Origin of the sequence: Isoptericola halotolerans, from assembly GCF_003003075.1 — a bacterium.
Classification (GTDB): Bacteria; Actinomycetota; Actinomycetes; order Actinomycetales; family Cellulomonadaceae; genus Isoptericola; species Isoptericola halotolerans_A.
Genome location: NZ_PVTX01000008.1, coordinates 121,883 through 146,419, shown reverse-complemented (window position 1 = coordinate 146,419; position 24,537 = coordinate 121,883). Strand labels below are relative to the sequence as shown.

At 73.5% G+C, this 24,537-nt stretch carries 23 protein-coding genes; 14 read left to right on the top strand and 9 right to left on the bottom strand.

The annotated features are described in order from the left end of the window. The first annotated feature begins 41 nt into the window (after positions 1–41). The 9 genes from BCL65_RS12610 to BCL65_RS12570 all read left to right on the top strand — a co-directional run bounded on the left by BCL65_RS12610 (position 42) and on the right by BCL65_RS12570 (position 5,832). Positions 42–1,106: an endonuclease/exonuclease/phosphatase family protein gene (locus BCL65_RS12610; protein WP_125206542.1), complete on the top strand. Its 1,065-nt coding sequence runs from the start codon at positions 42–44 to the stop codon at positions 1,104–1,106. Positions 1,107–1,130: 24 nt separating this feature from the next. Further along, entirely contained in the window at positions 1,131–1,721 is a 591-nt protein-coding gene (gene rsmD, locus BCL65_RS12605) for a 16S rRNA (guanine(966)-N(2))-methyltransferase RsmD (protein WP_106268547.1), read from the top strand. Positions 1,722–1,808: 87 nt separating this feature from the next. Next, positions 1,809–2,300, top strand: coding sequence for a pantetheine-phosphate adenylyltransferase (coaD, locus tag BCL65_RS12600; RefSeq protein ID WP_106268545.1), 492 nt, complete (start codon positions 1,809–1,811; stop codon positions 2,298–2,300). A 10-nt stretch (positions 2,301–2,310) separates the two neighbouring features. Beyond that, positions 2,311–2,868 (top strand): hypothetical protein, encoded by a 558-nt coding sequence (locus BCL65_RS12595; RefSeq protein WP_106268543.1) that lies wholly within the window; start codon positions 2,311–2,313, stop codon positions 2,866–2,868. Between the two features lie 182 nt (positions 2,869–3,050). Next, a complete protein-coding gene (locus BCL65_RS12590) occupies positions 3,051–3,602 on the top strand; it encodes a YceD family protein (RefSeq protein WP_106268726.1) in 552 nt (183 codons plus the stop codon). Between the two features lie 2 nt (positions 3,603–3,604). Then, positions 3,605–3,799: a 50S ribosomal protein L32 gene (rpmF, locus tag BCL65_RS12585; RefSeq protein ID WP_106268541.1), complete on the top strand. Its 195-nt coding sequence runs from the start codon at positions 3,605–3,607 to the stop codon at positions 3,797–3,799. Position 3,800: 1 nt separating this feature from the next. Next, the gene (gene rnc / locus BCL65_RS12580) at positions 3,801–4,523 is read left to right on the top strand and encodes a ribonuclease III (protein ID WP_106268539.1); all 723 of its coding nucleotides are present in this window, start codon (positions 3,801–3,803) and stop codon (positions 4,521–4,523) included. Continuing rightward, entirely contained in the window at positions 4,516–5,445 is a 930-nt protein-coding gene (mutM, locus tag BCL65_RS12575) for a bifunctional DNA-formamidopyrimidine glycosylase/DNA-(apurinic or apyrimidinic site) lyase (protein ID WP_106268537.1), read from the top strand. Before rnc ends, mutM begins: the two co-directional genes overlap by 8 nt. A 99-nt stretch (positions 5,446–5,544) precedes the next feature. Further along, a complete protein-coding gene (locus BCL65_RS12570; RefSeq protein ID WP_106268535.1) occupies positions 5,545–5,832 on the top strand; it encodes a hypothetical protein in 288 nt (95 codons plus the stop codon). 4 nt (positions 5,833–5,836) lie between these two features. Here the strand turns inward: BCL65_RS12570 and BCL65_RS12565 are convergent, their stop codons facing one another. Continuing rightward, positions 5,837–6,781, bottom strand: a complete 945-nt coding sequence (locus BCL65_RS12565; protein ID WP_106268533.1) for an NAD(P)-dependent oxidoreductase — start codon at positions 6,779–6,781, stop codon at positions 5,837–5,839. Between the two features lie 32 nt (positions 6,782–6,813). On the opposite strand from BCL65_RS12565, the gene BCL65_RS12560 reads away from it, so the two are divergent. Continuing rightward, a complete protein-coding gene (locus BCL65_RS12560) occupies positions 6,814–8,415 on the top strand; it encodes a phytoene desaturase family protein (protein ID WP_106268532.1) in 1,602 nt (533 codons plus the stop codon). 21 nt (positions 8,416–8,436) lie between these two features. On the opposite strand, the gene BCL65_RS12555 is transcribed toward BCL65_RS12560, so the two are convergent. The 6 genes from BCL65_RS12555 to BCL65_RS12530 form a co-directional block, all read right to left on the bottom strand. Beyond that, a complete protein-coding gene (locus BCL65_RS12555; RefSeq protein WP_106268530.1) occupies positions 8,437–9,240 on the bottom strand; it encodes an ABC transporter permease subunit in 804 nt (267 codons plus the stop codon). Beyond that, positions 9,237–10,169, bottom strand: coding sequence for an ABC transporter ATP-binding protein (locus BCL65_RS12550; protein WP_106268528.1), 933 nt, complete (start codon positions 10,167–10,169; stop codon positions 9,237–9,239). Before BCL65_RS12550 ends, BCL65_RS12555 begins: the two co-directional genes overlap by 4 nt. A 111-nt stretch (positions 10,170–10,280) precedes the next feature. Continuing rightward, positions 10,281–12,008, bottom strand: a complete 1,728-nt coding sequence (cydC, locus tag BCL65_RS12545; protein WP_106268527.1) for a thiol reductant ABC exporter subunit CydC — start codon at positions 12,006–12,008, stop codon at positions 10,281–10,283. Then, positions 12,005–13,723, bottom strand: coding sequence for a thiol reductant ABC exporter subunit CydD (gene cydD / locus BCL65_RS12540; RefSeq protein WP_106268525.1), 1,719 nt, complete (start codon positions 13,721–13,723; stop codon positions 12,005–12,007). Before cydD ends, cydC begins: the two co-directional genes overlap by 4 nt. Before the next feature lies 1 nt (position 13,724). Continuing rightward, positions 13,725–14,774 carry a cytochrome d ubiquinol oxidase subunit II gene (gene cydB / locus BCL65_RS12535; RefSeq protein ID WP_106268523.1) on the bottom strand — a complete coding sequence of 350 codons (1,050 nt, stop codon included), beginning with the start codon at positions 14,772–14,774 and terminating at the stop codon, positions 13,725–13,727. 30 nt (positions 14,775–14,804) lie between these two features. After that, on the bottom strand, positions 14,805–16,301 hold the full coding sequence (locus tag BCL65_RS12530; protein WP_106268521.1) for a cytochrome ubiquinol oxidase subunit I: 1,497 nt from the start codon (positions 16,299–16,301) through the stop codon (positions 14,805–14,807). A gap of 484 nt (positions 16,302–16,785) precedes the next feature. Here BCL65_RS12530 and BCL65_RS12525 point away from each other — a divergent pair, with 484 nt between their 5' ends. Both BCL65_RS12525 and BCL65_RS12520 read left to right on the top strand, forming a co-directional pair. Beyond that, entirely contained in the window at positions 16,786–20,319 is a 3,534-nt protein-coding gene (locus BCL65_RS12525) for an Rne/Rng family ribonuclease (protein ID WP_243401036.1), read from the top strand. 100 nt (positions 20,320–20,419) lie between these two features. Then, complete coding sequence (locus tag BCL65_RS12520) at positions 20,420–20,998, top strand: thymidine kinase (RefSeq protein WP_106268519.1); 579 nt, start codon at positions 20,420–20,422, stop codon at positions 20,996–20,998. 48 nt (positions 20,999–21,046) lie between these two features. Here BCL65_RS12520 and BCL65_RS12515 read toward each other — a convergent pair whose 3' ends face one another. After that, complete coding sequence (locus BCL65_RS12515) at positions 21,047–22,147, bottom strand: fatty acid desaturase family protein (protein WP_106268517.1); 1,101 nt, start codon at positions 22,145–22,147, stop codon at positions 21,047–21,049. A gap of 334 nt (positions 22,148–22,481) precedes the next feature. Between BCL65_RS12515 and BCL65_RS12510 the strand changes: the two genes are divergently transcribed. Further along, a complete protein-coding gene (locus tag BCL65_RS12510) occupies positions 22,482–23,228 on the top strand; it encodes a hypothetical protein (RefSeq protein WP_125206541.1) in 747 nt (248 codons plus the stop codon). A gap of 12 nt (positions 23,229–23,240) precedes the next feature. Here the strand turns inward: BCL65_RS12510 and BCL65_RS12505 are convergent, their stop codons facing one another. Continuing rightward, positions 23,241–23,855 (bottom strand): protein-L-isoaspartate O-methyltransferase family protein, encoded by a 615-nt coding sequence (locus BCL65_RS12505; RefSeq protein WP_258176971.1) that lies wholly within the window; start codon positions 23,853–23,855, stop codon positions 23,241–23,243. A 334-nt stretch (positions 23,856–24,189) separates the two neighbouring features. On the opposite strand from BCL65_RS12505, the gene rplU reads away from it, so the two are divergent. After that, entirely contained in the window at positions 24,190–24,498 is a 309-nt protein-coding gene (gene rplU, locus BCL65_RS12500) for a 50S ribosomal protein L21 (RefSeq protein WP_106268722.1), read from the top strand. Positions 24,499–24,537 lie beyond the last annotated feature (39 nt).

Here is a 24,537-nt window from a genome sequence, read left to right as displayed (position 1 = left end):
GGCGACCGGCGCGGTCCGCCGCCGCTGGCTACGGTCGGGGCGTGAACACCGTCGCGACGCCCGGCCCGTCGGCGCGCCCGCGGCGACGTCCGGCGGCTCGTCGGCCGGGTCGGCCGACGCCCCGTCCTCCAGGCCGCCCGAAGGACCGGCCGAAGGTCCGCCCTGCGGGGCAGGGCCCGGCCGGTCGCTCCGGGACGGTCCTGGCCGCGGTGGCGCTGGCGACCGGTCTGCTGATGATCCTGCACGGCGCGCTGCCGGACGTCGGCGGCCTGGGGAGCCTGGTGGAGACGTTCCTGCCGTGGTGCTGCCTCGTCCTCCTGGTGCTGGGCGTCCTCGCCGTCCGGCGTCGTGCTGGCGGTGCGGGCCTCGCCGTCCTCTTCGCCTCGGGCATCTGGCTGTGGGTGTGCTGGCCGTTCTCCGCCGCCACGCCGGCACCCCGGCCGAACCTCGTCGTCGTCCACCACAACGTCGCCGACACCAACACCGACGTCGCCGGCACGGTGGCCGTGCTGCTCGAGCCGGAGCCGGACGTCGTGACGTTGGTGGAGGTGACGCCCCAGCTCGACGAGGAGCTCACCGAGGCCTTGGCCGCGGCTCTGCCCTACCGCGCCGTCCAGGGCACCGTCGGTGTGTGGTCGCGGTTCCCGCTGGTCGGGGCCGAGCCGGTCGACCTGCGCCCACCCGGCGGCGACGCCTCGTGGGACCGCGGGCTCCGGGTCGTCGTCGACACCGTCGAGGGCGCGGACGTGCGCGTGTACGCGGTGCACTCGCCGTCGGTCCGGCTCGGTGCGCAGGGATTCGGGTCGGACGCGCGGGACGCCTCCTTGCGGAGGCTCGCGGACGTGCTGGCCGAGGACACCTCGACCGCGATCGTCGTGGGCGGCGACCTCAACACGACCCTCGCCGATCGCGCCCTGGACCCGGTGCTCGAGCAGGTGGCGACGCCGCGCGGCTCGTTCGGCTTCACCTTCCCGGCCACGCTGCCCGTGGTGCGGATCGACCACGTGCTCGCCCGGGGTGCCGAGGTCACCCGCGTCGCCACCCTGGGGCGCACGGGCAGCGACCACCGGCCGGTGCTCGCCGAGGTGGCGCTCCCGTCCGACTGACCGACGGCGGCTACGCTCGGCGGCATGACCAGGATCGTCTCCGGGACCGTCGGCGGGCGCACCCTCGCGGTGCCGCCGTCGGGCACCCGGCCCACGAGCGAACGTGTCCGTGAGGCGATGTTCTCCCGCCTGGAGCACTACGGGGTGATCGACGGCGGCCGGGTGCTGGACCTCTTCGCCGGCTCGGGAGCCCTCGGCATCGAGGCGGCGAGCCGTGGAGCGGCCGAGGTGCTCCTGGTGGAGTCGGCGCGCAAGGCCGCCGACGTCGCCCGGCGCAACGTCGCCACCCTCGGCCTGGGCGGCACCGTCCGCGTCCTCGCCGAGCCCGCGGAGCGCTGCGCGGCCCGGCTGGCGTCCGACGGCGGCGCGGGCGGCCCGGTCGTGCCGTTCGACCTGGTGCTCATCGACCCGCCGTACGACCTGGCCGGAGCCGCCCTGGCCGGCATCCTCGTCGACCTGGCCGCACCGGGCGTGCTCGCGCCCGAAGCGGTCGTCGTGGTGGAGCGCGCCCGGCGCAGCGGCGAACCCGAGTGGCCGGACGGGCTGGTGCCCATCGCCTCGAAGACGTACGGGGACACGACGGTGCACTACGCGGAGCCCGACCGGCCGTCCTGACGGTCCGCGAGCCGCAGCTCCGGTCGGGTGCGGACCACTCCGGGGAGCCTCGGCCGGATCCGCCGCCTCCCGCGTTAGCGTCGGGGCGTGAGCATCGCAGTCTGTCCCGGGTCCTTCGACCCGATCACGTACGGGCACCTCGACATCGTGCGCCGCGCGGCGCGCCTGTTCGAGGTCGTCGTGGTCGGCGTGGCCCACAACGCCTCCAAGTCCGCTCTCCTGAAGCCCGAGGAACGGATCGAGGTGGTGCGCGGTGCGCTCGCCGAGGACCCGGACCTCGGCTCCGTGCGGGTGGAGCCGGTGCCCGGCCTCCTGGTCGACTTCTGCCGGCAGGTCGGGGCCGTCGCCGTCGTGAAGGGTCTGCGGGGCGGGGCGGACTTCGACGGCGAGCATCCGATGGCTCTGATGAACCGACACCTGAGCGGTGTGGAGACCGTCTTCCTGCCGGCCGAGCAGCGCTACGCCCACGTGGCGTCGTCGCTGGTCAAGGACATCGCCCGTCACGGCGGGCCGATCGACGACCTCGTGCCGCCCGCCGCGGCCGAGGCGGTGCGCGCCGCGATCGCGCACCGTGCGTGAGGAGCAGCACATGACCGAGACACAGAACCCGACCGCCGGACTTCTCGAGATCATCGACGACCTGGCCGCCCTCATCGAGAGCGCGCGCACGTCGCCGCTGTCGACGAACGTCAAGATCGACCGGGAGCAGGCGTTGACGCTCGTCGAGGAGCTGCGCGGGTCGTTGCCCACCCAGCTGGCGCGGGCGGACGACGTCCTCGCCGACGCGGAGCGGACGCTCGAGGGTGCCCATCGCCAGGCCGAGGAGGTCCTCGCGACCGCCCGGGCACGGGCCATCGAGCTGGTGCAGGCCGAGCAGGTCGTGGTGCAGGCGGAGTCCCGCGCCGCGGAGATCGTCGCCGACGCCGAGCGGCAGGCCGCCGCGCTGCGCACCGATGCCGACGAGTACTACGACGGGCGGCTCGCGGACTTCGAGGCCGACCTGGGCAAGCTCGGGGCCCAGGTCCAGGCGGGCCGCGCCAAGCTGGCGGGCCGGCTGAACACCGGGGCGCCGCGGGTGCGCTGGGACGCCGTGAGCGACCCGGAGTGGCCTCAGGCGGGCGACCGCGCGGAGGAGCGCAGCGCCTGACCTGCCGCCCCCGGCCGGCGTTGTGCACGTCACGTCGGCGGTCCGTTGGCCGAGGTCGCACGATCGCGTAGACTGGGACGCTGGTCCGCTCGGACCACAGCATCCCCACCGCCTGCGTGCGCCGGTCTCGGCGCGCCCACCCCCAGGAGCAGCTCATCACGACCGACAAGCGATCGCCGCTCGTGCTCGACACGCACGAGCTGTCGCGACGTCCCGGCACCATGCGGGAGGTCGCGCGCGTCGTTCCTGCGCCCGCCGACATGGGCACGGCGGTCATCGGCGTGCCCGAGGGTGCCGACCTGACGCTCGGGCTGCGGCTCGAGTCCGTGCTGGAGGGTGTGCTGGTCTCCGGCGTCGTGCGGGGCACGGCCGTGGGCGAGTGCGTGCGCTGCCTCGACGAGGTCCGTGACGAGGTGACGGTCCGCGTCCAGGAGCTCTTCGTCTACCCGGAGCGGGCCCAGGCGGCCGACGAGTCGGGCGACGACGAGGCCGAGGACGAGCCCGAGCTGACCGACGACCTGGCGGACCTCGAACCCGTGGTTCGGGATTCGCTCGTGACTGCACTACCATTTCAACCGCTGTGCCGGCAGGACTGCCCCGGCCTGTGCTCCGAGTGCGGAGCGCGGCTCGCGGACGACCCCGAGCACCATCATGACGTCGTCGACCCTCGCTGGGCGGCGCTGCAGACCATGCTCGAGGAGTCGAGCGTGTCCGACGAGACGAAAGAGAGCTGACCGTGGCTGTTCCGAAGCGCAAGATGTCGCGCAGCAACACCCGTGCGCGTCGTTCGCAGTGGAAGACCACCGCGGCGACCCTCACCACGTGCCCGAGCTGCAAGGGACAGAAGCTGTCCCACACTGCGTGCCCGACCTGCGGCGCGTACAAGGGTCGTCAGTACGCCGAGGCGCTGCGTACCGAGCACGCCGGCTGAGATGCCTGCAACCGGCCCCGCATCTTCTTCCGGGAGGCCGGAGCCGCGTGAGCTCCTCGAGAAGCTCGGGGTCCATCTGGATCCCGAGCTTCTCGTGCTTGCCCTGACGCACCGGTCCTTCGCGCACGAGGCCGGGGGGATCCCCACCAACGAGCGGCTCGAGTTCCTCGGCGACACCGTGCTCGGACTCGTGGTGACGGAGGCGCTGTACCGGCGCCACCCCGACAAGCCCGAGGGCGAGCTGGCGAAGATGCGCGCCGCGACGGTCTCCCAGCGCTCTCTCGCGGCGATCGCCCGCCGCCTGGAGCTCGGCCGCTACGTCCTGCTCGGCAAGGGGGAGATGCGCACCCGGGGGTACGACAAGGACTCGATCCTGTCGGACACCGTCGAGGCGCTCCTGGGCGCCACCTATCTCTCGCACGGGCTCGAGGTGTCCCGCGACCTCGTGCACCGGCTCGTCGACGAGACGCTCGACCAGGCCGCCGACCTCGGCGCCGGCCTGGACTGGAAGACGTCCCTGCAGGAGGCTGCGGCCGAGCGGGGCTTCGGGGCGCCGGTCTACTCGGTCGTGGGCGAAGGGCCCGAGCACGCGCGCAGGTTCGAGGCGCAGGTGACGGCGGGCCCGGTGGTCGGGATCGGCCAGGGCACCGCGAAGAAGCACGCGGAGCAGGCGGCCGCCGAGCAGGCGTACCGCGCGATCACGGCCCTCCCCGTCGGTGCCTGAGCTCCCCGAGGTCGAGACCGTGCGGGACGGTCTCGACCGGCTCGTCGTGGGCGCCGTGGTGCGCGACGTCGAGGTCTTCCGCGAGTACTCCGTGCGACGGCACGACGGCGGCCCGGCCGGGTTCGCCGACCAGCTCCGCGGGCGTCGCGTCATCGGTGCGGCGCGCCGCGGCAAGTACCTCTGGCTGCCGCTGGACGAGCCGGGGCACGAGCCGTCGGCGGCGCTGCTCGCACACCTGGGGATGTCCGGTCAGCTCCTGGTCCGCGATCCGGCGGTCGCGGGGGAGTGGGCCCACCCCCACCTGCGTGTGCGGCTGCACGTCGACGGAGCGCCGTCCGGGGCGCGCTACGTGGACTTCGTCGACCAGCGCACCTTCGGCCACCTCTCCGTGACCGATCTGGCGCCGACGCCGGACGGCGCTCCGGGCGGGTACGGCTCGCCGTTGCCCGCGCTGCCCGAGCCCGTGGCGCACATCGCCCGCGACCTGCTCGACCCCGCGCTCGACCGCGACCTGGTGGTCGCGAGGTTGCGCCGGCGTCGGACGGGCATCAAGCGTGCCCTGCTGGACCAGACCGTGGTGTCCGGGGTGGGCAACATCTACGCCGACGAGGCGCTGTGGCGCGCCCGGGTGCACTTCGCCCGCGCCACGGACGCGATGACGCGCCCGGTGGCGCACCGTGTGCTCGACGCCGCCGCCGAGGTGATGACCGAGGCGCTCGGCCAGGGCGGCACGAGCTTCGACGCGCTCTACGTCGACGTCAACGGCGAGTCGGGCTACTTCTCCCGTTCCCTGGCGGTCTACGGGCAGGCGGGCGAGCCGTGCCCGCGCTGTGCGACACCGGTGCGACGCGACGAGTTCATGAACCGCTCGTCGTTCAGCTGCCCCGGTTGCCAGCCACGCCCGCGTCAGGGGCGCTGGTAGACCGGTCCAGGCCCGCTGGAGCGTCGCTCGCCCCCGGCGGGGAGCACTAGGCTCGGTCGCCGAGCCGCCTACCGACCGACCGACCGACGAGGAGCCCCCGTGCTGGACGCCGCCGACCTCAGCTCTGCCGTGACGATCGTCGGTCCGGTGGCGGCGTCGTTCCTCACCACGCGCTACTGGACGGCGTACGACGACGGCGACCCGCGGCGCTACCTCTGGTTCGGCCTCTACCTCGGCGTCGTGCTGGTGCTGCTCGCCGTCGTCCTCGGCACGACGGCGCCCGAGGATCGCCTGAAGGGCGTCGGCTTCTTCTTCCTCGTCACCATCGTGGCCACCTACCTCCAGGAGCGCCGCCACGTGCGGCAGCGGAGCCGGGCCGCCGGCTGACAGGTCAGCGGTCGACGACGTTGCGCAGGTCCGCGGCGCCGCCGGCCAGCCAGCGGCGCACCTGCTCGCTGACGAACCGCGCGGCTCCCTGCGGACGTCCCCCGGCGACGTGCGGCGTGAGGATGAGCCCGGGCACGTCCCACAGGTCGGAGCCCGCGGGCAGCGGCTCGGTCTCGGTGACGTCCAGGGCGGCACCGGCCAGCGCACCCGAGCGCAGCGCGGTCGCCAGCGCGTCCTCGTCCACCGTGGCGCCACGGCCGGCGTTCACGAACCGCGCGTGGGCGGGGAGCATCGCCAGGACCGACGCGTCGAGCGCGTGGCGCGTCTGCGGCGTCGCGGGCAGCAGCGAGACGAGCACGTCCGCCGTCGGCAGCACCTCCGCCAGGCGGGACGCCGCCACGACCGGGTGGCCGTACCGCTCGCCGTCGGTGGACGCCACGCCTGTCACGCGGGCACCCAGCGCGGTGAGCAGCGGAGCCAGCACGGCAGCGATCGAGCCGAAGCCCCAGACCACCACGTGGGCGCCGCGCAGCGTGAACTCCGACTCCGCGCGGGCCTGCTCGCGGCCCAGGTCCCGGTCCCACTCGTGCGCGCGCTGGGCGTCCAGCGTCCGGTCGAGGCGGCGCACGGAGGCGAGCAGGAGTGCCAGGGTGTGCTCGGCGACGGTGGTGTCGTGCAGCCCGCGGCCCGAGGCGATCACGACGTCCGGCGCGAAGTCGGTGGCCAGGGCCTGGTCCGGTCCGGCGTTGAGGGTCTGCACCCAGCGCAGCCGGGTCAGCCGGCGCGCCGCGTCGTCCATGACCCGCTGGGGGCTCGCCCACGTCACGATGGCCTCGGCGTCGAGGTGCTCGGCCGGCACCTCCTCGCGCATGACGTAGGGGGCGACCTCGACGCCGTCGACGTCGATCGTCAGGTCGAAGGGCACGTTGCTCGGCACGAGGATCTTCACGGCTCGGACGTTACCCGAGACGCCGTGCCAGGATGACGCGCATGAGCGCACCGCAGACCGCCGCCCGCTACGACGCCGTGGTCGTCGGCGGCGGCCACAACGGGTTGACCACCGCCGCCTACCTCGCCCGTGCCGGTCGCTCGGTACTGCTCCTCGAACGTCTCGCAGCGGTGGGCGGTGCGTCGGTGTCCGCGCGCGTGTTCGACGGCGTCGACGCGCGCCTGTCGCGGTACTCCTACCTCGTCTCCCTGATGCCGCGGCAGGTCGTCGACGAGCTCGGTCTGCGCCTGACCCTGCGCCGCCGACGGTTCTCGTCGTACACGCCGGTGGGCACGGGCGGGCTGCTCGTCGACACCGGGTCCGACGACGCGACGCGCGCCTCGTTCGAGGCGCTCGGCGCCGGCGCGGACCACGCGGCCTGGCAGGCGTTCTCCGCCCGGGTCGGCCGCCTGGCGGAGCGGCTCTTCCCGACCGTCACCCGGCCGTTGGTCTCCCGGGACGAGGCCCGGGCGCTGGTGGACGACGACGCGACCTGGCGTGCCGTCGTCGAGCAGCCGCTGGGCGAGACCCTGCGTGCCACCTTCGACTCCGACGTCGTGCGCGGCGTGGCGGCCACGGACGGCCTCATCGGGACGTTCGCCGACCTCGACGACGCCTCGCTGATCCAGAACCGGTGCTTCCTGTACCACGTCATCGGTGGTGGGACAGGTGACTGGGACGTGCCGGTGGGCGGGATGGGCGCGGTCTCGGGAGCGCTGCGGGACGCCGCGCTGGCCGCCGGTGCCACGGTGGTCACCGGAGCGGACGTCACCGCCGTCGACCCCGGCTCGGCGGACAGCGACGCCGAGGTCGCGTGGACCGACGTCGACGGCAGGACCCACGGGGTGCGTGCCGGATCCGTCGTGAGCGGGGCCGCCCCCGCCACGCTGGACGCCGTGCTGGCCGCCGCCGGGGCGACGCCGTCGGGCCGCGCCACCGCCGCGGAGCCCGAGGGGGCCCAGCTCAAGGTCAACATGCTGCTGCGCCGCCTGCCGCGGCTGCGGGAGGACCTCGACCCCGTCGCGGCCTTCTCGGGGACGTTCCACGTCAACGAGAGCCACAGCCAGCTCCAGGCGGCGTACCGCCAGGCCGCGGCCGGGCACGTCCCCGACCTGCCACCCTGCGAGATCTACTGCCACTCGCTGACCGACGACTCGATCCTCGGGCCGGACCTGCGGGCCGCCGGGGCGCAGACCCTGACGCTGTTCGGGCTGCACATGCCGGCACGACTGTTCCGGGCCGATCCGGAGGGAGCCCGGGAGCGGGCGCTCGCGGCCACGCTGCGCTCGCTGGACTCGGTGCTGGCCGAGCCGGTCGAGGACGTGCTGTGGCGTGCCCCCGACGGTGCGCCCTGCCTCGAGGCGCGCACGCCGGTGGACCTCGAGGGCAGCGTCGGGCTCCCGGGCGGGCACATCTTCCACCGGGACCTGTCGTGGCCCTGGTCGGAGACGGGTGACGGTCTCGACGCCCCGGGCACGTGGGGCGTCGAGACCGTCCACGCCCGCGTGCTGCTGGCCGGCGCCGGGGCACGTCGGGGCGGGGGAGTCAGCGCCATCCCGGGCAGGGCGGCGGCGATGTCGCTGCTGGGTCGCTGACCGCCCCGAGGGCCCGATCTCTCAGCGGATCTCGGTCCGCAGCAGCCGCCGCACCGCGAGAGCCAGGGGCACCACGATCCAGAGCAGGGCCGAGGTGCCGACCTGGGCCCACTGCTCGCCCGTCATCTCCGGTGCGGTGACGAAGCTCGTCGACCAGCTCAGGTCCAGCCAGGCACCGTTCGCGGCCCACCAGTCCCACAGCCCCGCGATCACGCTGGAGACCATCGGCAGCACGAGCATGAAGCCGAGGTAGGCCACCATGGCGGGCGCCGTGCTGCGGATCGCGAGGCCGACCAGGAACCCGAACGCCACCGCCAGGACGTTCGCGAGGGCCAGGCGGAGCGCCAGGTCGACCGGGAGGTCCCAGACGGTCCCGATGCCGCGGACCTGCGCGGCGACCACCGTGCCGACCGCGCTCAGGGCGACGACGGTCGCCGTCGCCGCCAGCGTGGCGACCAGCAGGGCGACCGCCTTGGCCGCCACGACGCGGCCCCGCCGAGGCACCAGAGCGAACGTCGTCAGTGCGCTCCGCTGGCTCCACTCACCGGCCACGGAGAGGACGGCGACCAGGGGCAGGACCAGCTCCAGCGGCATCATGTTGGTGGTCGTGTGCATGCCGAAGGTGACCTCGTCGTCGCGGCCCCAGAGCGTGACGCCGGTGACGACGACCAGGGTGAGCAGGGGTACCGAGGCGAGGAGCCAGCGGCTCGACCGGGTGTCGACCAGCTTGCGGAACTCGACGTCGACCAGCCGCGCCAGGGGGATGCGCGGTCGCGTGGTGGCGAGCTGCTCGACGACGGCGGTGTCCAGGACCGGGGCGCTCATGCTGCGGCTCCGTTCGGGTGGTGGATTCCTCGCGGGGTGGCTCCCTCGCGCTGGTCGGCCGCGGTGAGCTCGAGGAACATCTCCTCCAGGCCGTGGCCGTCGGCGGTGCGGAGCTCGGTGACGGGCAGCCCGGCGCGGAACGCGACCTGCCCCGCGGTCGCCGGGTCGGCGTCGGTGGCCACCGCACCGTCGGGTCGCGGCGTGGCCTGGAAGCCCGCGGCGACGAGGGCGTCGGCGAGCAGCGCGCCGTCGTCCGACCGGACCAGCGTGCCGGCGCCGGCGAGGAGCTCGGCCGTCGCACCGGAGGCGACGATGCGGCCGTGGCCGATCATGATGATGTCGTCCGCGATCATCTCGATCTCCGAGAGCAGGTGGCTGGACAGCAGGACGGTCCCGCCGTCGTCCGCGAAACCGCGCAGGAGGTCCCGCATCCAGCGGATGCCCGCGGGGTCGAGCCCGTTGGCGGGCTCGTCGAGCACGAGGACCCTCGGGTCGCCCATGAGCGCGGTCGCGATCCCGAGGCGCTGGCGCATGCCGAGGGAGTAGTCGCGCACGCGACGCTTGCCCTCGGCCCACGTGAGGCCGACGAGATCGAGCATCTCGTCGACCCGGATGGCGGGCAGGCCCATGATGCGCTGGGCCAGGACGAGCGTCTCCCGACCGGTGCGGCCGCCGTGCTGGGCAGAGGCGTCGAGCAGGACGCCCACCTCCAGCCCGGGGTTCGGCAGGTCCTGGTAGCGGTGGCCCAGCACCGTCGTGCGGCCTGCCGTCGGGGTGGAGAGCCCGGTGAGCGCTCGCAGGGTGGTGGACTTCCCGGCGCCGTTCGGGCCGAGGAATCCGGTGACACGACCGGGGAACGCGGCGAACGAGACGTCGTCGACGGCGGCGACGCTCCCGTAGCGCTGGGTGAGCGAGTCGATCCTGATCATGGCTGGAACGCTACGGAGGCCGCGCACGGCCGGACATCAGGGAACACCCCCAACCCCACCCTGGTCGGGGTGCCGTGCGCCCAGGGTCCTCTCGGGCGGAGCCTGGCCGGCTCAGGCCGGGGCCAGCTCCTGACCCGCCGCCCAGCGGTAGTCCGGGACGTCGCGCAGGAGGTCCGCATGGGTGCCGCGCGCGAGGACGTGCGCCGGCGCGCCGGTCTCGTTCGTGCCGTGGTGCCCGAGCAGGAGGACCTCGTCGGCCGTGCCGAGCGGTGCGAGCCGGTGGGAGGCGAGCACCACGGAGCGGCCGGTCGTGCGGGCGATCGTCGCGAGCGTCTCCACCAGGGCGTCGGCGGTGCGGGCGTCGAGGTGCTCGGCCGGCTCGTCGACCAGCAGCACGCGGTGCGGGGCGAGCAGCGCCCGCGCGACGAGCAGGCGCCGCCGTTCGCCGCCGGAGACGTCGCTGCCGCCGGTGCCGAGCACCGTGGCCAGGCCGTCCGGCAGCCCGTCCAGCCAGTCGCCGAGCCCCACGGCCGCGAGGGCGTCACACGCCTCGGCCTCGTCGACGTCCGCCCGGGCCACCCGGAGGTTCTCCAGCACCGTCGTGCCGAAGACGTGGCCGTCCTCGGCGACGAAGAGCCCGTGCCCGTCCACCTCGCCCGCGGTGGGCGCCAGGAGACCGGCGGCGGTCAGCAGCAACGTCGTCTTGCCCACGCCGGACGCACCGGCCAGCGCGACGACCGATCCGGGACGGACGTCGAGGTCGACACCGGACACCACGGTGGCTCCCGCGGGGCCGCCCCACCCGGCACCCACCCCCGTCAGGACCAGGTGGCCCGACGTGCCGGGCCGCACCGGCCGGGCCTCGGGTGCGGGCGCGGACGCGCCGTCGGCGGGGGAGAGGAGCTCGAGCAGGCGCCGCGCCGCCGCGCGGGACCGGCGCAGCTGGACGGCGGCGGCCGGCAGCGCCGCGGTGACCTCGAACACCGCCAGCGGGGTCAGGACGACGACGGCGAGCTCCGTCGCGGCCAGGTCCCCGGCGAGCGCCGCCGGGACGCCGAGCAGCAGGCAGCCGAGCACGGCCAGCGTCTGGGCGCCGGCCTCGATGCCTGCCGAGACGCCCGCGACGCGCGCGCCGTCGTCGGTCGCGGCGGCGAGGCGGGCCTCGGCCGCGCGGAGCCCGGCCCGCCGGTCGGCGAGCAGGCCGCCGACCCGGAGCTGCTGGCCGTCCTCCAGCAGCTCCAGCGTGCGAGCGGCCACCTCTCCACGTGCCGCCGCGCCGCGCAGCTCGACCGACGCCGACGCGCGGGACGCCAGCCAGGGGGAGACCACGCCGGTCAGGAGCAGGCAGGCCAGCAGCACGAGCCCGGCGGCCGGCAGGAAGACCCCCACCAGCAGGACCGAGCCGAGTCCCGCGACGACGGCGACGGCCGCGGGGATCATCGCCCGCACGACGACGTCGCCGACGTCGTCGACGTCGCTGCCGACCCGGGCCAGGAGGTCGCCGCGACGCAGCGCCACGACGTCGGCGCCGCCCCGGGCGATCCGCTCGTACAGGTTGGCGCGCAGGGCCGCCATGCCGCGCAGCGCGACGTCGTGGGACGCGAGCCGCTCGAGGTAGCGGAAGAAGGCCCGGCCCGTCCCGAAGGCGCGCACGCCGACCGTCGCCACGGACAGCACCAGCACCGGTGGCATCTGCGAGGCCCGCGCGACGAGCCACGCGGCAGCGGCCGCGAGCCCGATCGCGCACACCAGCGTGAGGGTGCCGAGCGCGACGGCACGGGCCACCCGGGACCATCGGATCTCCAGCAGGGGCAGGAGCTGCCGCAGCGGGTCGGTCACGACGCCACCACCTCTCGCGCGTCGACGTCGACGACCTGGTCGGCCAGGGCGAGGACGGATCCGCGGTGCGCGACGACGACGACGGTCCGTCCGGCGTCCCGCCACGCCCGCACGGTGTCGAGCACCACCTGCTCGCCACGGGCGTCCAGGTGGGCGGTCGGCTCGTCCAGGACCACCACGGGGCGGTCGGTGGCACCGATGAGCGTGCGGGCCAGGGCCACCCGCTGACGCTGCCCGACGCTGAGCCCGGTGCCGCCGAGGCCCACCCGGGTCCGCCAGCCGTCCGGCAGGCTCGCCAGGACCGTGTCCAGTCCGGTGGTCCTGGCGACCGCCTCCAGCGTCGGGAGGGGCACGTCGCGGCCGTCGGTGACGACGTCGTGCACGGTCCCCGGGCCGATCGCGGGGCGCTGCGGCACCCAGGCGACCTGCTCCCACCAGCCGGAGACGCGGTCCAGCTCCTGAGCGTCCTCCCCGGCCGCGGACGGGGCGAGGAGGACGCGACCCTCGTCCGGGCGCAGCAGGCCGAGGAGCAGCAGGACCAGCGTGGACTTGCCGGCGCCGCTGGGGCCGCGCAGCGCGACCACCCGGCCGCCACCCGGCTCGCCGGTGCCGAGCGGGATCCGGGCCGACAGGTGAGCCGGCGCGTCGACGTTCCGGCCCGGTGCACGCACGGTGACGTCGTCGAGCACCAGCATGCCGCCGACGGCGCCCGGTGCGGCCCGGTCAGCGGGTGGCGGGACGGGCATGTCGAGCACGGCGAAGGCGCGGGCCGTGGCGGCGAGCCCGTCGCTCGAGGCGTGGAACTCGGCACCGACGCGACGCAGCGGCAGGAAGATCTCCGGCGCGAGCACCAGCACGGCCAGGGCGGGGACCAGCTCGATGCCGCCGTGCACCAGGCGCAGCCCGACACCCACCGCGATGATCGCCACGCAGAGCGTGGTCAGCAGCTCGAGCACGGCTCCGGAGAGGAACGCGACACGCAGGGTGGCCATCGTGGCCCGGCGGGAGGACTCGCCGAGCGCCCGCACCCGTGCGCCAGGGCCGATCTCGCGACCGAACGCACGCAGCGTCGGCAGGCCGGCGACGAGATCGAGCACCTGCGAGCCCAGTCGTTCCACGGTGGCCAGGCGTCGCTCGGACGTGCCTGCCGTCATCGTGCCGATCAGCCACATGAAGAACGGCACCAGCGGCAGGGTCACCGCCGCGATCAGCGCGGAGACCCAGTCGAGGCCCAGCACCACCAGCACCGTGGCCGGAGTGACGAGAGCGGTGAGGAGCAGCTGCGGCAGGAACCGCACGAGGTAGGGCTCGAGATCCGCCAGCCCGCGGGTGGCCAGCGTCGCGACGTCGGCGGGCCGGGCACCTGCCGGAGGCCGCGGCCCGAGCTCCACCGCGTGCGCCACCACCTGCTCACGCAGGTCCGCCACGACGTGGGTGGCGGCGCGCCGCCCGTAGCGCTCCTGCGCCCAGCCCACGGCGGCGCGGCCGGCGGCGGCGCCGGCCAGGACGACCAGCCAGGGGGCGGTTCGCGCCGGGTCGAGAGCCCCGTCGCCACCGGGCCCGGTGGCGACGACGACCGGTCCGAGGGCGTGCGCGATCGCGAAGGCCTGCACCACCACGAGCGCGGCCGAGGCGGCCCCCAGCAGGGCGGTGAGGACGACGTAGGAGCGGGCGGCGCGGGCCTGCCGCAGGAGTCGCGGGTCGAGCGGTCTCACGTCAGAACGCCGCGTCCTTGATCTTCTGCCAGCTCAGGCCGGCCGGGGCGGGGATGTCCCGGGTGCTGAGACGACGGCGGAACACCCAGTACGTCCAGGCCTGGTACGCGATCACCAGCGGGGTGAGGAAGACCGCCACCCACGACATCACCGTCAGGGTGTAGTCGGTGGACGAGGCCTCGGCGACGGAGAGCGACGTCCCGCCGTCGACCGCCGGGATCACGTCGGGGAACATCGAGCCGAAGATCAGCACGACGGCCGCGACGATGGTCACCGCGGACAGGGCGAACGCGAGCCCCTCGCGGCGCTGCCGGGTGGTCACCACGACCCCGACGAGGCTGCCGGCCGCGACGAGGACGGCGATCCAGGTCCAGGGCTCCGAGAAGGCGAGCTGCGCCCAGAGCGCCCAGCCGCCCGCGACGACGAGCGTCACGACGGACAGCCCGGAGGCGAGCCGGGCCGCGCGGTGGCGGATGTCGCCGTCGGTCTTGAGCGCGACGAAGACGGCACCGTGCAGCAGGAACAGCGTCGCCGTCGTCAGCCCGCCCAGCAAAGCGAACGGGTTCAGCAGCGCCCAGAAGCCGCCCACGTACTGGAAGGACTCGTCGAGCAGCAGGCCGCGCACGAGGTTGCCGAACGCGACGCCCCACATCACGGCCGGGATCCACGACCCGGCCTGGATCGCCAGGTCGCAGCGGCGTGCCCAGGCCGGGTCGGCGATCTTGCCGCGGTACTCGAACGCCACGCCGCGGGCGACCAGACCCACCAGGATGATGAGCAGCGGGAGGTAGAACCCGGAGAACATGGTGGCGTACCACTCGGGGAACGCGGCGAAGGTCGCGCCGCCGGCCGTGAGCAGCCACACCTCGTTGCCGTCCCAGACGGGGCCGATGGTGTTGACCAGCACGCGACGTTCCTTCTCCCGGTGCTCCCGGTCGCCGCGGGGCAGGATCGACAGCAGCATGCCCACGCCGAAGTCGAAGCCCTCGAGCACGAGGTAGCCGGTCCACAGGACGGCGATGATGACGAACCAGAGGATCGCGAGGTCCACGTCAGGTCTCCAGTCGGGATGCTCGGGCGCTCAGTAGGCGAAGGACAGGGGGCGGTCGGTGTCGTCGTCCCGGGCCTCGGGCGACTCGTCCCGGACGGCGTCGGGCACCCCCTCGATCGTGTACCGGTGCATGAGCCGGTACCAGACCACGGCGAGGGCCGCGTAGATCACGGTGAGCACGATCATCGAGGTGAGGATCATGCCCGGGGGGACAGCGGTCGACACGCCCCGGTCGGTGAGCAGGCGGACGGCGTCGATACCGGTCGGGTTGGGTGCGACCACCCACGGCTGCCTGCCCACCTCGGTGAAGATCCAGCCGAACGAGCAGGCGAGGAACGGCATGGGGATCGCCAGGATGCCGAGCCGGCCCAGCCAGACGTTGTCGCTCACACGGCCCCGACGCGTCAGCCACAGCGCCGCGAGCGCGAGCGCCACGGAGAACGCGGCGAACCCGATCATGAGCCGGAAGGACCAGTAGGTGATGGCCAGGGGCGGGGTGTACGTGACGGGCTCGCCGTCGACGGTGACGTCGCCGTACCGCTCGCTGTACGCCTCCTGGACGTCGTACACGCCCGGCAGGTAGGACTCCTCGCCGGAGAAGTGGCCGGTCCCGAGGTAGCTGGTCAGCCCGGGGACGGACAGCACGTGGTTGACGTCCTCGCAGCCCGCCTGGAGGGGGCCGATGGCCAGGATGGAGAACTCGGCCGACTCGGTGCCCTCGCAGAGAGCCTCCGCGGAGGACATCTTGCCGGGCTGCTGCTCGTACATCAGCTTGCCCTGGACGTCCCCGGTGAAGGCGACGCCGAGCCCGGCCACGATCATCACCCACACGCCCACGAGGACGGCGGGCCGGTACACGGTCCGTGCGGTCTCGAGGTGCTCGGGCTTCCTGCTGCGCGCGAGGCGGACCATCCACCACGCGGCGATACCCGCCACGAAGGTGCCGGCCGTGAGGAAGGCTGCGGTGATGGTGTGCGGGAAGGCCGCCAGCAGGGTGTTGTTCGTCAGGACGGCCCAGATGGACTCCATCTCGGCCCGGCCGGTCTCCGGGTTGTACACCGCGCCGACCGGGTGCTGCATCCAGGAGTTCGCGGCCAGGATGAAGAACGCCGACAGGTTGGTCGCCAGCGCGAACAGCCAGATGGAGGCGAGGTGGATCTTCTTGGACACCCGGTCCCAGCCGAAGATCCAGACGCCGAGGAACACCGACTCGACGAAGAACGCGGCCAGCGCCTCCATGGCCAGGGGCGCACCGAAGACGTCGCCGACGAACCGGGAGTACTCGCTCCAGGCCATGCCGAACTGGAACTCCTGCCAGATGCCGGTGACGACGCCGAGGGCGAAGTTGATGAGGAGGAGCTTGCCGAAGAACTTCGTCAGACGCAGCCAGCGTTCCTTCTTCGTGACGACCCACGCCGTCTGCATCCCGGCCACGATCGGAGCGAGGCCGATCGTGAGCGGGACGAAGATGAAGTGGTAGACGGTGGTGATGGCGAACTGCCACCGAGCCAGTGCGAGAGCGTCCACGAGACGACTCCTTCGGTACGAGCCGGAGGGGAGGCTGGTCGCCCTGCGGCCGATGGGCTGTGCCATGACGGTAGAACCGGCGAGGCGGGTCCGCGCGGGGAGGGCGACGATCAGGTTTGTGAAGGTCTTCACGAACAATCTCGTGAAGGTTTTCACAAGTCAAGCCGTGGGGGCCGACTGTGAGCGGCGCCACGCCGACGCCGTACACCGGTCGGCACCTCCGGTGAGGAGTGCGATACTGGACGGCAGACCTTCGGGGCCACATCCCCCGGACGGTCGACAAGCTTGCAGCTCCCGCGTCCCGCACGCGGTGCCGCGGCGGGGCGTGAAGGGGCCCGGCAGCCGGCGGCCGCGAAGACGGGGGTGACGCAGCCGAGACCGAGACTTCCGTCCGGGCGGCGCGCTGAGCAGCGCTGCCACCCCGACGGCGACCACCCGGCGGCCGGTAGGTGTGGGCCGGCGACCGGGAGCAGGAGCGTATTTCGTGACGTCCGACATCCCGACCGGCGACCAGGCGACGACCGAGGCCGAGAGCACCCCGCCTCGCCGCGCGACCCGCCGGCGAGTCACCCGGCCGACCTCGGCCCCCCAGACCAGCGGACCGGCGCCGATCGTGGTGCCCGCCGCGACGGCACCCGGGACGGCAGGTCCGCCCGACGAGCCGACGCCGCCGGCGACCTCCGCACCGGCGCAGCCGGAGCAGCCGGTGACCGCCGAGGACGCGCCCGCCACCGGTTCAGGCCGCCGGCCGCGCCGGGCCACCCGGCGCACCGCCGGACCCACGACGAACGCGCCGGACGAGGCGCCGGCGTCGGCCGCCGACGCTGACAGCGGCGCGGGCCCGGAGGCCATCGCGCTGCCCGAGCCCGCCCAGGAGCCCGCCCCGTCCGCCGCCGCCCTCTCGCTGGACGACATCGTGCTGCCCGGCGGACCGGCGGCCGACTCGGCGCCGTCGTCCACGGGGGCGGCCAAGCGGACCTCGCGTGCCAAGAGCCCGAGCACGACCGAGCAGCCGGCGAAGCGCTCCCGTTCGCGAGCAGCCAAGAAGGCCGAGCCGGCCGCCGAGGCGGAGCAGGCCCCTGAGGCTCCGGCGCCCGAGACGCAGGAACCGGACGCGCAGGCACCCGAGACCCGGGCGCCCAAGCGGCGCCGGGCCGGGCGCGCGACCGCCGCACCGGCTGCCGAGACCTCGGCTCCCGAGACCCCGGCTGCCGAACCTGCTGCGAAGAAGTCCGCCACCCGCAAGGCCGCCACGGAGCAGCCTGCCGCGCAGGAGGCCGCCGAGCCGGCGACCGCGCGCACTGCCGGTGGGGGTGGCAGCCCGCGCCTCGCGACGACCGCACTGCTGTTCCAGGCCCCCGAGATGTCCGGACCGCGCAAGTCGCGTCGGGCCCAGGCACCGGCCGGTCCGCCCCGGTCGCACGACGACGACGCGGTCGCCGCACCGGAGCCGCAGCCGGCGGACGACCGTCCGGCGACCGACGCGCCGACCGACGATGCCGCCACCGGGACGGCCGCCACCACGAGCGCGAAGAGGTCCACGAAGAGGTCCGGCACCTCCCGCCGGGCCCGGTCGACGAAGGCCCTGGAGGAGGCCGTCGAGTCCTCGCCCGCCGAGGCGCCCACGGCTGCCGCTGCCGAGCCCGCTGCGGACGAGGAGCCCACGGCGCTGACGCTGAGCGAGGCCGAGGAGGCCGCCGTCTCGGAGCTCGAGGTCATCGAGAGCGAGCTGGAGTCGGAGGGTGTCGCGCTCCCCGAGCTGCGGCCGGAGGACTTCCGCGAGGACGGCGACGAGTCGGACATCCGCCCGCGGCGCCGGCGCCGGCGTGGCGGGCGTGGCCGCAGGGGCGGGCGCAAGGTCGACCAGCGCGACGACGAGCACGACTCCGACGACGGTGACGACCAGGGCGAGGACAGCGCGGACGAGTCCGAGTCGTCGGCCGACGAGGTCACCTCGCGGCCGGAGCAGGGCGCTGACCCGGAGGACGCGGCCGAGCCCGGCGCCGAGGACGTGGGCGAGACGGACGAGTCCGAGTCGTCGGGCTCCAGCCGTCGCCGTCGCCGTCGCCGGCGTGGTGGCCGCGGCAACGACCGCGACACGGGGCGCAAGGAACGTGCCGAGGACGAGGTCACGGCGCTCAAGGGCTCCACCCGCCTCGAGGCGAAGCGTCAGCGTCGCCGGGACGGGCGCGACGCCGGCCGCCGCCGCCAGGTCATCACCGAGGCGGAGTTCCTGGCGCGCCGGGAGTCGGTGCAGCGCTCGATGTTCGTGCGCGAGGAGCACGACCGCACGCAGATCGCCGTGCTCGAGGACGGCGTGCTCGTCGAGCACTACGTCTCCCAGCAGGAGCAGGCCTCGATGGTGGGCAACGTCTACCTCGGCCGGGTCCAGAACGTGCTGCCCTCCATGGAGGCGGCGTTCGTCGACGTCGGCAAGGGCCGCAACGCCGTGCTCTACGCCGGCGAGGTCAACTGGGACGCCGCCGGGATCGACGGGCAGCCGCGGCGCATCGAGGACGCCCTCAAGTCGGGTGACTCCGTCCTGGTCCAGGTGACCAAGGACCCGATCGGGCACAAGGGTGCGCGCCTCACCTCGCAGATCACGCTCGCGGGCCGCTACCTGGTGTTCGTGCCGGGCGGCGGGATGACCGGGATCAGCCGCAAGCTGCCCGACACCGAGCGCAGCCGCCTCAAGAAGATCCTGCGCGACGTCGTCCCCGACGGAGCCGGGGTCATCGTCCGCACCGCCGCCGAGGGTGCGTCCGAGGACGAGCTGCGCGCCGACGTCGAGCGGCTCGAGGCGCAGTGGCAGGCGATCAGCGAGAAGGCGGGCAGGTCGTCGACCAGCGCGCCGAGCCTGCTGCAGGGCGAGGCGGACATGGCGATCCGCGTGGTGCGCGACATCTTCAACGACGACTTCACCTCGCTCGTCGTGCAGGGCGACCACGCCTGGTCCGAGATCTCGTCCTACGTGGCCGAGCTCGCACCGGACCTGCGCGAGCGGGTCTCGAAGTGGATCGAGCCGGGTGACGTCTTCGCCAAGCACCGCGTCGACGAGCAGCTCGCCAAGGGCATGGACCGCAAGGTCTGGCTGCCCTCCGGCGGCTCGCTGGTCATCGACCGGACCGAGGCCATGACAGTGGTCGACGTCAACACGGGCAAGTTCACCGGCTCGGGCGGCACGCTCGAGGAGACGGTGACCCGCAACAACCTGGAGGCGGCCGAGGAGATCGTCCGCCAGCTCCGGCTGCGGGACATCGGCGGCATCATCGTCATCGACTTCGTCGACATGGTGCTGGAGTCGAACCGCGATCTCGTGCTCCGGCGGCTGGTCGAGTGCCTCGGCCGGGACCGCACCAAGCACCAGGTCGCCGAGGTGACGTCGCTGGGACTGGTCCAGATGACCCGCAAGCGTGTCGGGCAGGGGCTCGTCGAGGCCTTCTCCTCCACCTGTGAGCACTGCAAGGGCCGCGGCTTCATCGTGCACAGCGAGCCGGTCGAGCGTGGCGCTGCTGCGACCGCGGGCTCCGGCGACGACGCGTCCAAGCGGTCGCGCCGTAAGCGCGGCGGCGGCAAGAAGGAGGAGTCGCAGACGGCGGGCGTCGACATGGCGAAGCTGCCGGACGACAAGTCCGAGGCGCGCGAGGCGGTCAAGGCGACGCTGGCCACGATCGCGGCCGCGGCCGCCCACGCCCACGACCACGACCACGCTCACGACGAGCACGACGACGCGGACGGGTCGGTGGCCACCGCTGCCGACACCGTGGCGTCCGCGGAGACCGTGGACCAGCCGGAGCCCGTCACGGAGGGGACCGCCGCCGAGGCGGGTGCCGCCGTGGAGGCTGCGGTCGAGGCGATCGTGCTGCCCGAGCCGGCGCCCGAGCCCGGCGAGCAGCCGGAGCCGGTGGCGGGCCCGGAGGCCGGACCGGCCAAAGGAGCCGGAGCCGAAGAGGCTCCTGAGCAGGCTGATGACGAGGCTGCGGCGCTGACCGACGGCGAGCCGACCGACGGCCGATAGGTCGTCGCGTCCCGACGCCCGTGCCCGACCGTCAGCGGTCGGGCACGGGCGTCGGCGTTTCCGGGGCGGAGGCGGCCGGGCGGGTGCTTGACTGGTCCGCATGGACGACGGTCGAGACCCCGGTCGGCTCGCGGTGGTCGGCGGGCCCATGTTCGCGGGCAAGACGGAGGAGCTGGCCCGCCGGGTGCGGCGCGCGCAGGTGGCGGGACATGAGGTCCTCACGGTCGCGCACACGCTGGACGACCGCTACGGGGCGGGGGTGCTGGCCTCCCACTCGGGGGTCGAGATCGCGTCGCGATCCGTGGACGCGACCTCCGGGATCCCGGGGCTCGTCTCAGCCGACACCCGGATGGTCGCGATCGACGAGGCGCAGTTCTTCGGTCCTGGGCTGGTGACGGTCGTCCTCGACCTGCTGGACTCCGGGCTCGACGTCGTCGTCGCCGGGCTCACCGTGACCTTCGACGGCAGACCGTTCGAACCGCTGCCCGCCCTCATGGCGGTGGCCGAGACCGTCGTCAAGCTCACGGCCGTGTGCAGCGTGTGCGGACGGGACGCCGCGTATCACGTGCGGTTGCCCGACGCCGGGAACTCGCCTGGCGACGCCCTCGTCGCGGTGCCCGCACACGTCGGCGGGACTGACTCCTACCAGGCGCGCTGCCGGGCGCACCGCCATGCCTGACGGCGTGGCACCCGACCGATTGCCGGCCCTCGTTACGGCTCGCGGGCGTCAGTACCCGCGCAGCTCCTGCCGGAGGGGGCAGTCGAACGGGTCCCTCGCCGCGAGGCCGACCTGGTTGAGGTAGCGGACGACGATGGCGTAGGAGGCGACGAGGCTGGTCTCCGTGTACGGCAGCCCGTGGTTCGCGCAGTGCTCACGCACGAGGAGGCGCGCCTTCGCCAGGCTCGGCCGCGGCATGCTCGGGAACAGGTGGTGCTCGACCTGGTGGTTGAGGCCGCCCATCAGGACGTTCATGAACCAGCCGCCACGGATGTTGCGGGAGGTGAGCACCTGCTTGGACAGGAAGTCCATCTTGGTCCCCGCCGGGACCAGCTTCATCCCCTTGTGGTTCGGGGCGAACGACGCGCCCATGTAGACGCCGAAGACGGCGAGCTGGACGCCGATGAACGCGGCGGCGAGCCCCAGCGGCATGAACCAGACGATCACGCCCACGTAGAGGGTCAGCCGGACGGCGATCGTGACGAGCTCGCGACGGCGCGCGGCGAGGGTCTTGGGAGGACCCGTCAGGAGCGAACGGATGGAGGTGACGTGCAGGTTCAGGCCCTCGAGGGTCAGCAGGGGGAAGAACAGCCAGCCCTGTCGCCGCGTGATGTGGCGCAACGGTCCGCGGACCTCGGCGGCGTCCTCCGCGCTGAACCGGATCGTGTCCGGCGCGATGTCCGGGTCCTTGCCCATCTGGTTCGGGTTGGCGTGGTGGCGCGTGTGCTTGGTCATCCACCACGAGTAGCTGATGCCGACCACGGCGTTGGCCAGCCAGCGCCCGACCTTGTCGTTGACCGGCCCGCTCGCGAAGACCTGCCGGTGCGCGGCCTCGTGCGTCAGGAAGGCGATCTGCGTGAGCACGATGCCGAGCGCGCCCGCCATGAGGAGCTGGAACCACGAGTCGCCGAGCAGGACCATCCCGGTGATGATGCCGCCGAGCGCGAGTGCCACGCCGATGCCGGTCGCGAGGTAGTACCCGTAGGCCCGCCGGAGCAGACCCGCCTCCCGCACCTGGCGGGCGAGGTCGCTGTAGCTGCTCGTGAACTTGGCGGCGGCGGTGGGTGGGGGACCGGCTTGGTCGATCACGGACGGGGCGGTGGGGGCCATGCATGCCTCGCAGAGGGTCGGTGTCGGCTTCCCAGCCGAGGTGGTGGGCAGGTGCCCGGTCGTGCAGATGGCCCGAGCCTACGGGACCGTAGGTTTCGGGGCACGGGCCCCGACGTGAAGGTCTCGCGCAGGTCCGACCGGAAGATCACCCGCCCGCAGCCGAGTCGAAACCGCGGAGTCCGGACTAATCTGAGCGAGCCCGGTCCGGGCGGCCCGCTGAAGAACGAGGGACGACATGAGGCGAAAGGTCATCGCGGTGCTCGTCGGAGCCGCTCTCGGCGTCGGTGCGGCAGTGGCTCCCGCAGCCGCCGCCTCGAGCGGATCGGGTGGCGAAGTGAATCATCCCGACGTCGTGCTGTACAAGGGTCAGCACAACAAGACTGTCAAGATCTCGTACTCGGTGAAGAAGCCGACGAGTGCGCAGATCCGTGCCTGCTTCGATGCGCAGAGCTTTCCCCAGTACGGTGAGGAATACACGGGCTGGGGTGGCTTCGACTGGACCTATGACGTCGCCTACCACGACCGGTACGGGAACTACGTGGGCGGCGGGGCGTATCTCTACCCGAGCAAGGCCGCTGCGTCCGGCGCGGTGACTTCGAGCCGTTGGTACGACTGGGAGCAGTTCGGTCGGTACAAGGCCGTGGCGACCGTCGACCGGGACTTCGAGGTCTTCGGCGTGGACGAGGACGGATGGGACTGGGAGCACTACTGCCAGCTCCCGGACGCGCACTACTCCGACACCTTCTACTTCAAGCGGGCGACGTACCTCGGTGTGAACGTCTCGCCCGAGCCGGTCCGCCAAGGGCGGTACGTCACGGTCAAGGGGACGCTGAAGTTCTGGAACCCTGCTTATCACTACGGTGATGGTGCCACCCGCCCGCTTGAGGGCAAGAAGGTCAAGATCTACTTCGATCCGGCCGGCTCTCGCGGCGCGGTGTACAAGGGGACGGCGACGGTGACGTCGAAGGGGGCCTTCTCCAAGAAGTTCAAGCAGTCGAAGTCCGGCAAGTGGATCGTGAAGTACACCGGAACGTCGACGCTGACGTCGGACCGGGCGGCGGACATCGTCAAGGTGAAGTGACGACCAGTCGGCTCAGTCCTGGACGAGCGGGACGAAGCTGTAGGTCCCGTGCTCGGTGGTGCGCACCGTGCCGTCGTCGGACCGCTCGACCAGCAGCATCGCGTGGCGGACGGGGATGACCATCCGACCGCCGGGGGCGAGCTGGTCCACCAGCTCGCCGGGCAGCTCGGCGGGGGACGCCGAGACGAGGATCCGCTGCCACCCGCCCTCGCGGGGCGAACCGAGCGTGCCACTCGTCGCCGGCACGATCGTGGCCCACGGCATCTCCTGCCGAGCCAGGTTCGCGGCGCCCCAGGCCGCGATGTCGGGGACGAGCTCCACGCCGAGCACCTCGCCGCCGGGGCCGACCAGGTGCGCGAGCAGCGCCGTCGTCCATCCCGACCCGGAGCCCACGTCGAGGACGGAGCCGCCCCACGGGACGCGCAGGAGCGACAGCATGGCGGCGACCGTCGACGGCTGCGAACACGTCTGCTCGTGCCCGATGGGCAAGGGGCGGTCCTGGGAGGCGGCGGCACGCTGGGTCCGGGGGAGGAAGTCGCGCCGGTCGACGGCATGCATCACCCCCGCGACGGCGTCGGCGCCGTCGTCGGTGGGTGGGCTGCCGGCCGGCGGAGGTGATGACCTCACCGTGCCATGATCGGCCGGAGGCGGGCCCGTCGCGAGCGGGCCCGTTGCGAGCGGGCCCCTTGCGAGCGGGCCCCTTGCGAGCGGGCCCAGCGAGTGCGCCCTGTCGGGCGCCGGTCCCGGCCGCGACGTGCCTGAGGTCACGCCCGCGGGCGGCCGTGGCAGTTGATCGCGGCTGGCGGCGTCGCGTACAGTAGTGCGTCGGCGCGCCCTCAGCGTGCCTGTCCCGTGTGCCCTCGGCGCACCGCACTCGACCGCCGCGGCGGCCCGAGTCCCAGATCAAGCCGGTGACCGACGTCGGGCGAGCACGCCAAGACCAGGAGAGATGAGCATCAGCATGGTGTACGCGATCGTCAAGGCCGGTGGCCGTCAGGAAAAGGTGTCCGTGGGCGACATCGTCGTCATGGACCGCATCCAGAGCGCGGCCGGCGACACCGTCGAGCTGCCCGCGATCCTGCTCGTGGACGGGGAGAAGGTGACCTCCGACGCCGAGAAGCTCGCGAAGGTCAAGGTCACCGCCGAGGTCGTGCGGGACGCCAAGGGCCCGAAGATCTCGATCCAGAAGTACAAGAACAAGACCGGTTACAAGAAGCGCCAGGGTCACCGTCAGCAGCTGACCCGCCTGAAGGTCACCGGCATCAAGTGACGCCCGGCGGCCCCGGCCTCCCGGTCCCACCCTCTTCGT